12 protein-coding genes are annotated in these 14,432 nt (G+C 45.7%); 8 read left to right on the top strand and 4 right to left on the bottom strand.

Annotated elements, in window-relative coordinates:
- Positions 1-3 precede the first annotated feature (3 nt).
- The 5 genes from HHL16_RS18895 (at position 4) to HHL16_RS18875 (ending at position 4,712) form a co-directional block, all read left to right on the top strand.
- Positions 4-1,152: a cbb3-type cytochrome c oxidase N-terminal domain-containing protein gene (locus HHL16_RS18895; RefSeq protein ID WP_169426904.1), complete on the top strand. Its 1,149-nt coding sequence runs from the start codon at positions 4-6 to the stop codon at positions 1,150-1,152.
- 25 nt (positions 1,153-1,177) lie between these two features.
- Positions 1,178-2,593 carry a cytochrome c oxidase accessory protein CcoG gene (ccoG, locus tag HHL16_RS18890; RefSeq protein ID WP_169426903.1) on the top strand — a complete coding sequence of 472 codons (1,416 nt, stop codon included), beginning with the start codon at positions 1,178-1,180 and terminating at the stop codon, positions 2,591-2,593.
- A gap of 25 nt (positions 2,594-2,618) precedes the next feature.
- Positions 2,619-3,059, top strand: a complete 441-nt coding sequence (locus tag HHL16_RS18885) for a FixH family protein (RefSeq protein WP_169426902.1) — start codon at positions 2,619-2,621, stop codon at positions 3,057-3,059.
- 27 nt (positions 3,060-3,086) lie between these two features.
- A complete protein-coding gene (locus HHL16_RS18880) occupies positions 3,087-3,791 on the top strand; it encodes a sulfite exporter TauE/SafE family protein (protein WP_169426901.1) in 705 nt (234 codons plus the stop codon).
- 615 nt (positions 3,792-4,406) lie between these two features.
- Positions 4,407-4,712 carry a hypothetical protein gene (locus tag HHL16_RS18875; RefSeq protein WP_169426900.1) on the top strand — a complete coding sequence of 102 codons (306 nt, stop codon included), beginning with the start codon at positions 4,407-4,409 and terminating at the stop codon, positions 4,710-4,712.
- On the opposite strand, the gene HHL16_RS18870 is transcribed toward HHL16_RS18875, so the two are convergent.
- Complete coding sequence (locus tag HHL16_RS18870; RefSeq protein WP_240966267.1) at positions 4,709-6,268, bottom strand: PAS domain-containing sensor histidine kinase; 1,560 nt, start codon at positions 6,266-6,268, stop codon at positions 4,709-4,711. The two genes, HHL16_RS18875 and HHL16_RS18870, sit on opposite strands and share 4 nt — an antisense overlap.
- Before the next feature lie 146 nt (positions 6,269-6,414).
- Here HHL16_RS18870 and HHL16_RS18865 point away from each other — a divergent pair, with 146 nt between their 5' ends.
- Both HHL16_RS18865 and HHL16_RS18860 read left to right on the top strand, forming a co-directional pair.
- Positions 6,415-7,164: a DUF542 domain-containing protein gene (locus HHL16_RS18865; RefSeq protein ID WP_169426899.1), complete on the top strand. Its 750-nt coding sequence runs from the start codon at positions 6,415-6,417 to the stop codon at positions 7,162-7,164.
- A gap of 69 nt (positions 7,165-7,233) precedes the next feature.
- Positions 7,234-8,646, top strand: coding sequence for a nicotinate phosphoribosyltransferase (locus tag HHL16_RS18860; RefSeq protein WP_169426898.1), 1,413 nt, complete (start codon positions 7,234-7,236; stop codon positions 8,644-8,646).
- A gap of 66 nt (positions 8,647-8,712) precedes the next feature.
- Here the strand turns inward: HHL16_RS18860 and HHL16_RS18855 are convergent, their stop codons facing one another.
- From HHL16_RS18855 to HHL16_RS18845, 3 genes are read right to left on the bottom strand one after another with little or no spacing between them, the layout of a single operon-like run.
- Positions 8,713-9,459 carry a hypothetical protein gene (locus tag HHL16_RS18855; protein WP_169426897.1) on the bottom strand — a complete coding sequence of 249 codons (747 nt, stop codon included), beginning with the start codon at positions 9,457-9,459 and terminating at the stop codon, positions 8,713-8,715.
- An 8-nt stretch (positions 9,460-9,467) separates the two neighbouring features.
- On the bottom strand, positions 9,468-12,713 hold the full coding sequence (locus HHL16_RS18850) for a TonB-dependent receptor (RefSeq protein WP_169426896.1): 3,246 nt from the start codon (positions 12,711-12,713) through the stop codon (positions 9,468-9,470).
- 31 nt (positions 12,714-12,744) lie between these two features.
- Positions 12,745-13,758 carry a FecR family protein gene (locus HHL16_RS18845; protein WP_169426895.1) on the bottom strand — a complete coding sequence of 338 codons (1,014 nt, stop codon included), beginning with the start codon at positions 13,756-13,758 and terminating at the stop codon, positions 12,745-12,747.
- A gap of 100 nt (positions 13,759-13,858) precedes the next feature.
- Between HHL16_RS18845 and HHL16_RS18840 the strand changes: the two genes are divergently transcribed.
- Positions 13,859-14,425 carry a sigma-70 family RNA polymerase sigma factor gene (locus tag HHL16_RS18840; RefSeq protein WP_169426894.1) on the top strand — a complete coding sequence of 189 codons (567 nt, stop codon included), beginning with the start codon at positions 13,859-13,861 and terminating at the stop codon, positions 14,423-14,425.
- Positions 14,426-14,432: the final 7 nt, after the last annotated feature.

Genomic DNA, 14,432 nt, shown 5'->3' with positions numbered 1-14,432 from the left:
ACAATGACCAAAAGAATAGCACTGCTCCTGCCTTTACTCGCAGCCTCTTGCTTCACCTTTGCACGGGAAGTGGGCGATCCGCCAAAGCCTCACTCCATCATGGACCCCATGGTGGTGATGCTGATAGTGATTATGTTCATACTGATGCTGATCATCATTTTCCTGGCAAACGTACTCACCGGAACAGCAGCATATTTCTACGAGCAGGAGAAAGAAAAAGAAGCAAAAAAGAAAAACGAAAATATGGCCGCTGCTGTACTCTCTGTTGCAGCGCTGCTCTTCGGAGCTCCGCTTTTTGCGCAGGATGCACCGGCAGCAACTTCAGTACTGTCGCAGGCTCCGGCCCTTTCGTCCACAGCATTCGGATTGATCACGGGAGTGATTGGAGTAGAACTGCTGGTGATCGCCGCACTGCTCTGGCAGCTGCGTGTATTCCTCAACAGAGTGAAAGCCCAGAAAGGTATTGCACGCAAAACACCGAAATGGAAATCCATCTGGATCAAACTCAACAGCTTCAAACCCATCGAGCAGGAAAAAGCGCTTGAGCTCGATCACGAATACGATGGCATCCGCGAACTCGACAATCGTCTCCCGCCCTGGTGGCTCTACGGTTTCTATGGCACCATCATCTTCGCATGCGTGTACATCTGGCGTTACCACGTTTCAGAAACTGCTCCGTTAAGTCAACAGGAGTTTGCTATCGCCATGGAAAAAGCAGAAGCACAGAAAGCAGCTTACCTGAAAAAATCAGCTAACAACGTAGACGAGAATAATGTGAAACTGCTCACCGATGCCGGTGCAATAGATGCAGGTAAAATGGTATTCCAGCAGAACTGCGCTCCCTGCCATGGTAAATCCGGCGAAGGCACTGTTGGTCCGAACCTCACCGACGATTACTGGTTGCATGGCGGCAGTCTCGCGGAGGTTTTCAAATCGGTGAAATACGGATGGCCGGAAAAAGGTATGCGCAGCTGGAAAGAAGACCTCAGCCCCATGCAGATCGCACAGGTTACCAGCTTTATCAAATCCATCCATGGAAGCAATCCTCCAAATGCAAAAGAAAAGCAGGGTGAATTGTACAAAGAAGGAGGTGCAGCAACCGACAGCACTTCCGCTGCAAAACCAGACAGTGCAAGCCTTTCAGCCAAATAGTCTTCATTCATAAACACAGGAAGAAGTGAACAGCAAAGAAGATATATCGAAAAAAGAAAATCCATCCTTCCGCGACCGGATCGCTACAGTAGACGAATCCGGTAAAAGGAAATGGGTATTCGCGCAGAAGCCCAAAGGAAAACTTTACAGGATCCGTACTTATGTGAGCTGGGCTTTCTTCATCCTGTTCTTTACGTTACCCTTCATTGAAGTGAACGATCAGCCACTGTTCCTCTTCAATGTAACGCAGGCAAGATTCATTCTATTCGGCAAAGTTTTCTGGCCACAGGACTTCTTCATTTTTGGTCTGGGGATGCTGACATTTGTTGTATTCATTGTGCTGTTCACGGCAGCATTCGGAAGGTTGTTTTGCGGATGGGTCTGCCCCCAGACCATCTTCATGGAAATGTTCTTCCGTAAGATCGAATACTTCATCGAAGGAGATGCAGCACAGCAAAAGATGCTGGCCAAAGCCCCCTGGACAGGAGAGAAGATCTTTAAGAAATCAGCCAAGCATATCATCTTCTACCTGTGTTCTTTTATAATCGCGAACTTCTTTCTGGCATACATCATCGGAGTAAAAGATCTCTGGAAGATAATGACGGAGCCAGTATCCCAGCATATCGGCGGACTTATCTCCCTCATAGTTTTCTCCGGTGTTTTTTATGCAGTGTATGCTTTCTTCCGCGAGCAGGCCTGTACCGTAGTTTGCCCCTATGGCAGATTGCAAAGTGTATTGCTCGACAGAAATTCTATGATCGTAGCCTACGATCATCAACGCGGTGAACCACGCGGCAAATTCAAAAAGATAGCAGCGCCTGAGACAGGAGATTGTATCGATTGTTTCCAGTGCGTAAAAGTTTGTCCTACCGGAATCGATATCCGTAACGGCACACAGATGGAATGCGTTGGATGCACAGCCTGCATCGATGCCTGCGATGCCATCATGGAAAAGATCAACAAACCACTCGGACTGATCCGCTACGCTTCCGAGAATGGCATCGAAAAAAGAGAAAAGCTTCAATACACAGGAAGAATGAAACTGTATACGGTACTGCTGGGTGTGCTGGTGACCGTACTCGCCTTTCTTCTGGTGACCCGCAAAGATGTGGATACCACCATCATGAGAACACCCGGCATGCTGTATCAGGAGCGTGGAACAGACAGCGTTTCCAATCTCTACAATATCAAAGTAGCCAATAAAACGAACAAGAGCATTCCGCTGGAACTCAGACTGGATAATGGTTCCGGAAGCATAGAAATTATCGGGCATTCCTATGTTCAGGTGAAAGAACAGGGTGAAGGAAGCGGTTCATTCTTCATCATCCTCCCAAGGAAAATGATCCATGAAAGAAAAACACCGCTGAAGATCGGTATATGGCATAACAACGAGAAACTGGATGTGATCTCTACCAATTTTCTCGGACCGGTTGCGGACTAATATTCACGAACTAAAACATTTTTTTATGACGTTCAACTGGGGACATAAACTAACCATCTTCATCTGCGCCTTCGCAGGCATGATCCTGCTGCTGGTGTACAAATGCACCCAGACCAATTTCGATCTGGTAACCAAAGAATATTACAAAGACGAACTGGTGTATCAACAGGTGATCGATGGAACCAATCTCGCTAACAGACTTTCATCCAAAGCAACCGTATCGCAGGATGATTCAAATATCACCATACAATTCCCGCAGGAAATGAAGGGCAAATCATTATCTGGTACAGCCTGGTTCTACTGCCCTGCCGATGCACGCCGCGATAAAAAAATTACACTATCTGTAAATGAAGATGCATTGCAGCAACTCAGTAAACAGCAGTTCCTTCCCGGCCGGTACACCGTAAAACTCAGCTGGAATGCGGATGGCAAACAATATTACTCAGAAAGCAGTATCGAATTATAATACCCCCTTACGCAAATCTCACCCATTATGTGGCAACTGATAACAGCAGGTGGTTTACTGGGATTAATGAGCAGTGCGCATTGCGTAGGCATGTGTGGCCCGCTTGCTATGGCATTGCCTATACATCATCTCAGTAAACCGCTTCAGCTGTTATCGATATTGTTGTATCATTCCGGAAGGATTCTCACTTATGCTTTGCTGGGTTTATTGTTTGGGATTGCAGGCAGAACATTGCATCTCGCCGGGTTGCAGCAATGGTTCTCCATCATCACCGGCAGCATCATGCTGGTTATTGCTGTGTATTTTTTTATGGGACGCAGCAAGGGATACCCAGCATGGGTGCAGGCCTGGTTCAGTCCGTTGCAGCAGCTGATGGGCCGGGTGCTTCGTCAAACAAATACATTTTCATATTTGCTCCTCGGCATGTTGAATGGATTGCTTCCCTGTGGCATGGTTTACCTCGCCGTGATCGGAGCGCTGAGTACAACCGATACAGCGCATAGTGTTATGTTTATGACTATGTTCGGTATAGGAACTTTTCCAGCTATGTTCTTACTCAGCTGGTTTGGCATTCGTATCAGTATGGATCTGAGAACACAATTCAGAAAGCTGGTGCCTTTTGTAGTGGCTGCGATGGGTGTGATACTTATCCTTAGAGGAATGAATTTAGGAATTCCGTTTATCAGTCCGGTGCTCGCAGATGCGCCGGGGACAGCTGTTTCATGCCACTGATCAATTGAGTGTTGTGGTATCTGCTGAATTTTTCATGAAGCTGTCATATAACAGAAAAAAAGAATCGCTCGCATAGTATCTGCCTCCTGAACTGATCAATCTCCGGTTGTTAAAATCCTTCCCTACACTTACATATACAGTATCTCCTGACTTCATGATGAAACTCAGGGTGCTTTCCGGAAAATATCTTGAATTTATCCGTTTTGTTTTCGAGTTCAGCAAAACAGTCATAAACCTCTTAATAGCTGCAGAGTCGGTGATGCGCATATCAGAACGCCGATCGGAACTCAGTTCTCTGATATTACTGATATGAGTTATTTTTCCCGGGAACCCGCTGGAGTCGACACTCAATACAGCATACACAATAAAGATCATTACCACTACGATGATCGAAGCAATTATTGTAGGATGAATTTTATCAACCCTTACAGGATGGGCCATATCATAAATCTACAAATAGTTGAACAGCTCTTCAAATTTCAATATCAGCTATTACTGCTGTTCACATTTTGTTAAAGTATCGCTGGTTAATTGGCTGCCAATTACTTCCTTCCTACATTCATATTTGATCAACTATAACCCGAAAAACACCTATTTATCGATTAAACTTTACCTATGCTTCCTCAGTGGCTGCAGATCACAATAATAGCCTTCATCAGTGTTATCTTATTGCTCAATGTATATGAACTGTTAGAGAGCATCGATGATCCCGCCGCATTTCCTTTCGAGGCAGAGGCTTCCGGTCCCAACTTCATTTACAGCAGCTGGAGAACCTATATTATTTTCACAGCCAGCTATCTTTCATTGAATGTACTGACATTGTTTTTCGCTGCAATCAAAAAATGGAAAGTCTTCAATGTACTCGCAGCGTTGAACCTGCTCGTATTCATTATTCTTTTTGTGGATGCTGTAGAGGGCTAACGATCTCTGAGATCGGGTAATTCAACAGTAATGGTGGTTCCTTCTCCCAGCCTGCTTTGCAGACTGATATTACCATCGATCAGATCTACATATCGTTTTACAATATGCAGTCCCAGTCCGGTTCCCTGAATATTCACCACATTTCTGCCGCGGAAGAAACTGGTGAACATATGGTGCTGATCTTCTTCTGCAATGCCTATCCCCTTATCCTGTACAGATAGCGTAAGCTGGTTCTGATTATTGTTTGCAACAATATGTATCTGCCCGTCTTCAGGAGAAAATTTCGCAGCATTGCTGAGCAGGTTGATAAGAATATTTTTCAGCAGTTTTTTATCTGTGTTGAAGAGATCATCACCAGTGCATTTCACTTCAATCTCCTGCCCTGGTTTGAGTACTGGTTTCATTTCTTCTACCGTTTCTTCGAGAAAATCCTTCAGATCTACTACGCTGATGCTTGTTTGCACTTTGCCTTCTTCGAGTTTGCCCAGAGAGAGGAAATCTTCCAGCAGATCATTGAGATGTTTTACGGAGTCGCGGATGCGTTTGATATGTTTATCCCGTTTCTCCTGATCTTCGGTATGCGTGTATTTTCCGATCAGTGCGGCGGATGAGAGTACAGTACTGAGCGGCGTGCGGAACTCATGCGAAGCCATGGACACAAACCGGCTCTTGATCTCATTCAGTTCTTTTTCTTTATTGAGCGCTTCGTGGAGATTCTTTTGTGAGCGTTCCAGTTCCTGTAAGGCATCTTTCAATATCACTGTTCTTTCCTCCACTTTGTTTTCGAGATCTGCGTTGAGGCGGCGGATCTCTTCTGTTACGCGCTCCAGTTGTTCTTTCTGCTCCACCATGTGGCGCTCGGCTTCTTTACGTTGCGTGATGTCTACCAGAAAAGCAATTACAAAGAATTCATTTTTCTGTTTGTAGAAACTGAGACTCACTTCAACAGGAAATTCCTCTCCGGTTTTTGTTTTCGCAAAGAGATCGCGGCCATGGCCCATTCTTCTGTTGCCGGGCTTTTTGTAAAAGCCTTCGCGATAACCGGTATGCACATGATGGAATCGGCCAGGGATCAGCTTTTCAACGGAATGCCCCAGCAGCTCTTCGCGCTGGTACCCGAACAATTGCAATGCAGCAGGATTGATCAGCACAATCTCCCCTTTCTGATTGGTGAGAATGATGCCTTCCGTAGCATTATCGAAAAGCGCTTTCACCTGTTGCTGATCGTTCTCCAATGATCCGTAGATCTTTTTGATATAGATCACGGCAATCATGGTAAGCAATATTATGATGGCCTGAAAGATCAGTTGCAGCAGCAACAGTTGTCCACCAGTTGCTTCGTGCGGATAGAAAGCAGACAGGCCGATCAGCGCCAGACTGATCACACCAAACAATTTGGTGAGGTTATCATTCTGCAGAAAAACAGTGAGCAGTGTTGCTGCCACCAATCCTCCATAGAGATAACCCACATCGGGATATATGAACTGCAGCACTGCCGTACAAACCGTCAGAACCGAACAGAACAGCAGCACATTGAGCGCTTTTTCTTTGAACATCCAGGCAAATTATAGTAAAATTTACAAAGTATCGGTTGTATAACGTCTGAAAAAATAAAGCCGATCACCTGATTTTAATCAGTTTTTTTGTTGCTGCGCCAATCTAACTTGCCCGCCTATTCAAAGTGGTTTCAACGAAATAAAGTATGACAGAACAGTTCCTGAAGCTGAATGAGCAAATGCCCGTTACCGAAATTGTGAACGGAGATTACCGCACGGCAGACGTATTGCTGAAGTATAATATCGATTTCTGCTGTGGCGGGAGGTGGCCCTTGCAGGTGGCCTGCGAAGCCAGAGGTGTAAGCACCGAAATGGTGATGCAGGATCTGGAAACCGCTACCCGCCGCATTCTCCTGCCCCCCACACTAAACTTTAATGATTGGCCGATCGACTTCCTTGCCGATTACCTCGTGCATGTTCATCATGCTTACATGAAACAGGCGCTGCCTTCTCTGCACGATCATCTCACTAAATTTGTTGCAGGCCACCGCCTAAAATATCCCGAACTCGATGAGCTGCTGGTGCATTTTATGAAACTGTACAAACAAATGCCGGAGCATCTGAAGCAGGAAGAAGAAGTGATTTTCCCTTACATCAAACGGCTCAACCGTGCTCATAATGGGAAAGAGCCTTATGCGGAACTGCTGGTTCGCACACTGCGCAAGCCCATCGCTGCAAAGATGGAAGAAGAGCATCAGCAAACAGAACAATTATTGCTAAACTTCCGAAGGCTCACCAACAATTACACCACTCCTGAAGATGCCTGTGTAAGCCATCGTGTGAGCGTGCTCAAATTGCAGGAGCTAGATCAGGATCTGGTGCAACATATGCGTCTGGAAAATGAAATACTTTTCCCACGCGCCATTGCCATCGAGAACAGCTTGCTGGGAAAATAAAAACCGTAACTTTAGTAGCATAGCCCCGGACCTGATAGCCATCATAATTATTGTACTAAATCATCCGGCATGCTTTCATTTTCTATCAGCGGCAGTTATACAGATCTGTACCAGCTTACCATGGGAGAAGTGAATTTTCTGGAGAAGCGGCACCAGATGCCAGTAGCCTTCGATTACTTCTTCAGAAAAGTTCCTTCCAAAGGTGGATATGTGGTATTCGCCGGATTGTCGGATCTGCTGGAAGCATTGCAGACACTGCATTTCACTAAAGACGACATCACTTATCTCCGCTCCCAGAACTTCAATGCATCCTTTATTGAGTATCTCGAAAATTTCCGGTTTACAGGAACCATTTATTCGGTAAAGGAAGGTGAGATCGTATTTCCTTACTGCCCCATCATTCGTGTGGAAGGCAATTGGTTCGAAGCACAGCTGGCAGAAACGCTGTTGCTCAATCTGCTCAACTTCGAATCGCTGATTGCCACAAAAGCTTCGCGTATGCGCTATGTTGCAGGCAATCGCATTCTCAGCGAATTGGGTTTGCGCCGCGCACAGGGCCTTGGTGGACTACTCGCCAGCAAAGCTGCCGCCATCGGCGGATTCGACAGCACCAGCAATGTATACGCAGCACAGGTATTCAACCTGACTGCCACAGGAACTATGGCCCATGCCTTTGTAACAGGATATGATTCCGAGCTGGAAGCATTCCGCGCATTCGCCAGATCGAGACCCGCCGGATGCATTTTTCTCGCAGACACCTACAATACTTTGCAGAGTGGCATTCCCAATGCCATCATTGTTGCTAAAGAAATGGAGCAACGCGGGCAAAAGCTTTCCGGCGTTCGGCTCGACAGCGGAGACCTTGCCTATCTCTCCCGCAAATCCAGAGCTATGCTCGATCAGGCAGGATTACAGTATGTGAAAATAGTTGCCAGCAATCAACTCGATGAGTACGTAATCAAAAGCCTGCTGGAGCAAGGCGCCCCGATCGATGTCTTTGGTGTTGGCACCAGCCTGGTTACCGGCGCTCCCGATGCCGCACTCGATGGCGTTTTCAAACTGAGCATGGCCGAAGGAAAACCACGAATGAAGATCTCCGAAACATTGCAGAAAGCAACGCTGCCCGGCATCAAACAGGTGAACAGAGTGCTCGATGAACAGGGACATTTCTTCGGAGCCGACGCCATTGTACTCGATGGGGAAATGCAGGTGCCTATGATCTATCATCCGTTCGAACCCGGCAAATCTTTGCCGGTAGCCGATCTCAGGCAGGAACCATTGCTGAAGAAAGTAATGGAGTATGGGAAGCAACTCATTCCATCATCTTCCATCGCAGAAAGCGCAGCGTATTGCAAAGAGAGGCTGGCATTGCTTCCTGCAGAATACAAAAGATTTGAAAATCCGCATGTATACAAAACGAGTATCAGTAAAAATCTGATGGAGCTGCGCGATCAGATGATCAACGCACAAAAACCTCAATAAGAAAGAGCAACATCCAACGCCCGGATGCTGCTCTTACTTTCTGCTGTTGTGTTTTACTTCTTTTGTTTAGAGATAGGTAGGATCTGCACGCAGATAATCTTGTTCATCCACTATAGAGTAAATACCGAATTTCCCTTCATTGGTGCCATCGCTCCATGTAAGCGGAATGATGTCCAAACCAAGCCCTTCATTCAAAATCCATTCATTGCTGCCGGGAACTTTTAATTTGCATACATAAAGCATTGTTTTTCCATCCGGATTATATTTCACCGGAAGATCCAGTCGGGTTGGATGCAGTTTGTTGCGGGTAAAATTCTGCAGAACAATCCCTGTTTCAGCTGTTTCGATGGTTATTGGGTCAGCCAGAAAAATATGCATTTCCAATACCGGCGGATATTTCTCAGGAAGATTGTCAAACAACTGCATAGACATGATATCATCAGGCACTTTCGTAGTGGTAAGCCATCCCTTAAATCCAAGCTGTTCGCAGTTTACGGCGTTTACCTTTACCAGTGTATTCTTTGATATGTCGATCACAGAATCTGCGATCAGGTTCTTTGTACCTGCACTGTACAGGCTCAGCTTGCTCTTTGAACCCGCAACAACTTTAGCAGAGTTGGAAGGGTAATCCTGTCCCGGCTTCACTGTTTTTACAAACACACCATCGAGATAAATATCGGTCTCTGGAGTACCGGGAAGATTGGAAACTGCCACAGATACTTCCGCATAATAAGTTCTTTCAGTGATAGCTTCTTTTTTAGAACAGGCAACCAGCATCAGCAAGGATGCCATTACAAAATAGTTTTTGCGCATATGCTCAATTAAAGGTTATAGGTGAATGTTAGGCTGGCAGAACGGCCGGGTTTTGCTTCATAATCGATCTGATCTCTGCCTCGCTGATAGAGCAATTCTTTGGTAGACGGATTTTTATACCCATCCTCTAAATAATTATTCATGTAAACGATATAGTAACTGTTGAGCAGGTTGCTCAGACTAAGTTTCAGGAGTCCTCTTTTTTTCAGCATCTTGCAACTCACCTGTGCATCCAGCGACTGAACGGGCTGTTCAAACAATGAGTAAGCATTGGTGCTGGATGGTCTGAATGTACGGTTGGTGATATAATTCCAGGTTGCGGAGAATGAAAGCGGAGAAATATCGTAGTACAGGCCTGCATTATAAATGAAATTGGAAGCGCCCGTCTGTGGCCTGTTCTCCGATTCGGCCACTACCTCTGTAAGGGATATGCGTCCATCAGCGCCTATGACGTATGCATTGCCCATCCGTCTCACTTTGGAAAAAAGCCTGGTGAAGTTGCCGAAAAGCGTCAGCCCTTTCAATGCTTTTACGCCTGTGAAGGCAAATGACTTTCTGAATTCGATTTCAATGCCCTGATTCACGGCATCCTTATCGTTCCTCAATTCAAATTCATGGTTTATCAGATCGAAGATCTCCATCGGGTACAGCAATTTTTTGTAGAAGTAAGAAACGGAGATCAGTTCGCCTGCTGAAGGATACCATTCAAATCTGAGATCATAGTGATGAATTTTAGTAGACACAACCTGATCATTGGCTCCATAGGACCCTCCTAATTCAAAATCGTATTCTTTGAAGTACGACATTTCCCTTACATCGGGCCGCACAATACTTTTGGCATATGCAAAACGCAGATTTATGCTCTTTGTGAGAGAGTAAGTAAGATTCAAAGAAGGGAACCAGTTAAGGTTAGGTTCTCTGTTGTACAATTCAGAGTAGTCAAGCACCTTGCTTTCTTTTTCAAATCTTTTTTGCAAGGCAACATTCACATAGTTGAGGTTCAGGTATTCACCACGCAGGCCATACACCAGTCTCAGTTTTTTCGAGATCTTCTGATCTATCATCATGTAGCCCGCATGCAGTATGGTTTTGCCAGGTTGCCCTTTTCCGGGGAACTCATCTCCCCATCTGCTGATACCTGCCCCGGTCAGGTTCTGAGGCTCAAAATATTCAGTCAACGGCATTTCACCTTTTGGTCCTCCTCCGATGGAATTCACATTCACTATAAAAAAGTGGCGGTCTTTATGCCATCCGGCATAGCCTGTTTTGAATGAATTGACGAAAGGGAGCGAAAACAATTTGAAATTGAATGGTACTGTGAGATCGGTATTCCAGCTAAGATTTTTTTCATAGGCTCTGTTCCAGGTGCGGAGGGCGTTGCCTCCCCGAACTTCGGGAGCACTGATGGTAAAATCGGCATCCTTTCCGGGAATATCTTTTCCGGTTCCGATGTAGTTGGCGTTGAAAATATGATTGTCTGGTTTCTCCTTGTCGAGAAAAAGATAACTGCCTGCATAGCTTAGTTTCAACCCTTTTCTGTTCAGCAGATGCTCGCCTTTCAGCTGATGCTGCCACATGGAAGTTTGTTGGGTAATATCGAAATATCCGACTGATCTTCCTGTATTATCTCTGAATCCAAGCCCCAAGGTAAACTGTTGATCGAGCATACCCAGATACAGAGATTGAATGCTCAGTTTGGTGTGGGGTGAGCTGTATCCTGCGAGTACGATGCCTGAAAGATTGGAAGTAAATCCGTAACGGGTTCCCGCGAAACCTGCATTGTCACCGGTTGAATCCTTCCCCCCGTAACCGTCTCTGCCCATGCGTACATCCTGCGTCTGCCAGTTGTTGCGATAACTCACCGATGCCATCAGGCCAAGGCTCCGGTTCTTTTCCAGCGCCAGCACCCGCCCTCCGGAAACCTGCATATTTACTGATGGAAGCGGACGATACTTATACAATCTCCAGTTGTTTGTGAGGTCATTTTTGTTTTTGAATTTTGCTCCCTCATCGCCGAAAGGCTCCAGCCTTCCGTCTTTGATCAGCGCTCTGTAACCACTCCATTTTGCTTTTCCGAGCAGGTTCCTGTCTTCTGTTATCAGACCGAGATAAGAACGATTATCGAGCAATTGAGACAGAAAAACTTTTCCGGTGGTTTTCTCATTCACAGACATGCCGCCTGTTACAGAAAAGAAATCCGAAGTGGGTACAGATCTCGTATTCACCTGCACCAGTCCTCCACCGAATTCGGCACTCATGTCTGGCGTGATAGATTTGTTTACAATCACATTCTCCACCATATTGGCCGGGATCATTTCGTAATTGAAATTCTTTCTGTTCAGCTCTGTACTCGGGAGTGTTTGTCCGTTGAGCATGGCACCATTGTAGCGCTCACTCAGTCCGCGCACCACCACGTATTTATTGTCCATGGTAGAGAGGCCGCTCACACGCCTGAGCACTTCTCCGATATTTTTATCCGGTGTACGGCCGATCTGTTCTGCGCTGATGCCATCGGAAATGGCTGCATTGTTCTTCTGTTTCAGCAGCAATGCATTGACGCCATCTTTTTTGATGCTGGTACGAACGGTTACGGTAGACAGGTTTCCTTTCAATCTGTTTAGCAGTATTTCTGCAGAAGAAGTAGCCCCACCATGAATTTGAATCTCAGCGATCTTTTTTGCTTCATACCCTACAAAGCTTACCTGCACCGAATGTTTGCCCGCAGGCAGATTGATGAGAAACTCTCCATCAATATTGCTGATGAGGTTTTTTGTACCTATCTGCACGGTGGCCCCATTTACAGGTTCGCCGGTTTCAGCATCCAGTATTGTTCCTGCGAGTCTTCCCGGCAGCAGCGTGGAATCTGCCGCCAGACGACGTTCTACGCGTACTGCAATATTTTTCCCGGACAATTTAAAAACCATGTTATGGCTGCTTTGCAGAGAATGCAATACTTTGCCGAGTGTTGTTTCTCTGAAACTCCAGTCCCGGTTTTTGAATGCATTCAATTCATCTTTGTCATAAAAAAACGAATAGCCTGTTTGCTGTCCGAGCATATCCAGCAACGAAGCAACAGTTATTTTCTTTTGTTCGAGATTAACCGGATTGCTGAGTTTGGTGATATCCTCCTGTGCCTGCAATGCAAGGCTGGAAAAGATCAGTACCGGGAGGATTAAGATCAGTCTCCGCCATTTCTGAAGGCAAAGAGTGGTAATGGCAGTTGCATGAGCAACCGCATCAGAAGATTGAAACATACTGATGAAACGGGTTTAAGTGAATATGTGATTACGGATAAACCTCAATAAGGTTTTGATGAATACTGTATCTGTATTTTGGGATAAAGAGTATCAGCTGCAATAACTGTTCGAGGGTTTCTCCATTGTAAACACCATTGATGTTTTTGCCTGATGCCATTACCGATGCGTGCAGTTTCAATGTATATCCATATCTGTCTGCAACACGGCGCAACGCATCTTTAAGCGGTATATTGTTGAACACCATTCCTGCATCGCTGAACTGAGCTGCATGCTGTACCTGCAGTGTATCTATTCTCCATAGCTGTTCTTTTGAATGATATTGCAGCTGATGATTGGCAGTTAACACAAGCCCCTGCTGATTGTTATGAACGGAATCTTTCACCTGCACCGAACCACGTACCAGTGAAACCCGGAATAATGGCTCTGCGGCATAAGCCTCGATATTGAAAGCAGTACCCAATACTTTGGTTTCCGTACCGCCTGCCTGTACAAAAAAAGCAGCATCATCTTTATGTACTACATCGAAAAAACATTCTCCTTCCAGCTGAACACTTCGTTGCGGAAGAGATGCAATACCTGCCTGATAACGCAGCACAGATCTGGGTTTCAGCCATATCTCAGAACTATCGTCCAACACATGATGTTGCACCTGCACAGAATTGTTCTCGATAATGTTCCAGGCCAGCAATGCAGCATTGGTTTGGGAATGATCGTTTCGGGTTCTCAGCAGCAGAAAACAGCAGAGGCCAACTACCAGCAATACCGATGCGGCGAGCGCGATGCGCCTGAATGGAATGCTTTCTGTTGCAGCATCATGCGGCACAGCAGCCGGATAAAGTTTTGCACGAAGCTGTTCGAGTAACAATGCCCTGTTGCGATGGAAGCCTATCGGATGCAATGTATCACCATCGAATTCTTCCATCACTTCCTGCAGCAAAGCAGTATCGGAATTCTCGTCGGCCAGAAATTCAGTTACAGCCTTCAGTTCCATTTCGGAAGCAAGGCCTGAAAAATATTTCTCCAGCATTTCTTTTGTAACCATACATAGTATAACACAACACGGAGAAAAAAAGGGACAGTAAAAAAGGCGACTTAATCTTTAGATAACATTCGCAGGATACTTTTGCTTCTCAATTACATTTATGCCAGCTACTCTGCAGCAAAGGCCTGATGCGCAAACCATCCAAAGGTTTGAAGAGATCTATCTGGCATCCTTCCCACGGCTTTCGTTGTTTGTACATCGCTTCATGCGCAACAAAGAAGCAGCCCGTGATATTCTGCAGGATACTTACACCACATTGTGGGAGCAACTGCCCTCCATCAAAGACGACAACAAAGTTTATCCCCTGCTTCGCACCTATGCCACCAATCTGATGATCAATCTCATCAGAAAAAAAGCAAGAGAAAAAAAGCGGGAAGAAATGTTCTACGCTTCGCAGGAAGTGCTTACCACCACCGAAGCTTCCTTCGATCTCAAAGAAGCTATGGAACAATACAAACAGGCCCTCGATCAGCTTCCGCTGAAACAAAAACAAGTGTTGCAACTCAGTTTGGAAGAAGGCATGACGCATGTGGAGATTGCGGGCAAACTCAATATTTCTTCGCGTACCAGCAAGTACCTGCTGATGCAGGCAAGAACCTTTCTGAGAACGCAGTTGCAGGCTGATAAATTGGCAATAGCCATCCTGCTGGTTTTATCGGGCAAATAACCGATAT

The sequence above is a fragment of the Pseudoflavitalea sp. G-6-1-2 genome (genome assembly GCF_012927185.1).
GTDB lineage: Bacteria > Bacteroidota > Bacteroidia > Chitinophagales > Chitinophagaceae > Pseudobacter.
Note: the sequence above shows the minus strand (reverse complement) of the source record. Positions and strands in the feature narration are given on the sequence as shown.

Excerpts from the sequence above, each read along its gene's own strand:
- HHL16_RS18870 (WP_240966267.1), bottom strand. The coding sequence starts at position 6,268 with ATGTTCAAAGAAAAAGCGCTCAATGTGCTGCTGTTCTGTTCGGTTCTG.
- HHL16_RS18865 (WP_169426899.1), top strand. The coding sequence starts at position 6,415 with ATGACAGAACAGTTCCTGAAGCTGAATGAGCAAATGCCCGTTACCGAA.
- HHL16_RS18860 (WP_169426898.1), top strand. The coding sequence starts at position 7,234 with ATGCTTTCATTTTCTATCAGCGGCAGTTATACAGATCTGTACCAGCTT.
- HHL16_RS18885 (WP_169426902.1), top strand. The coding sequence starts at position 2,619 with ATGACGTTCAACTGGGGACATAAACTAACCATCTTCATCTGCGCCTTC.
- HHL16_RS18895 (WP_169426904.1), top strand. The coding sequence starts at position 4 with ATGACCAAAAGAATAGCACTGCTCCTGCCTTTACTCGCAGCCTCTTGC.
- HHL16_RS18875 (WP_169426900.1), top strand. The coding sequence starts at position 4,407 with ATGCTTCCTCAGTGGCTGCAGATCACAATAATAGCCTTCATCAGTGTT.
- HHL16_RS18855 (WP_169426897.1), bottom strand. The coding sequence starts at position 9,459 with ATGCGCAAAAACTATTTTGTAATGGCATCCTTGCTGATGCTGGTTGCC.
- HHL16_RS18840 (WP_169426894.1), top strand. The coding sequence starts at position 13,859 with ATGCCAGCTACTCTGCAGCAAAGGCCTGATGCGCAAACCATCCAAAGG.
- HHL16_RS18880 (WP_169426901.1), top strand. The coding sequence starts at position 3,087 with ATGTGGCAACTGATAACAGCAGGTGGTTTACTGGGATTAATGAGCAGT.
- HHL16_RS18850 (WP_169426896.1), bottom strand. The coding sequence starts at position 12,713 with ATGTTTCAATCTTCTGATGCGGTTGCTCATGCAACTGCCATTACCACT.
- HHL16_RS18845 (WP_169426895.1), bottom strand. The coding sequence starts at position 13,758 with ATGGTTACAAAAGAAATGCTGGAGAAATATTTTTCAGGCCTTGCTTCC.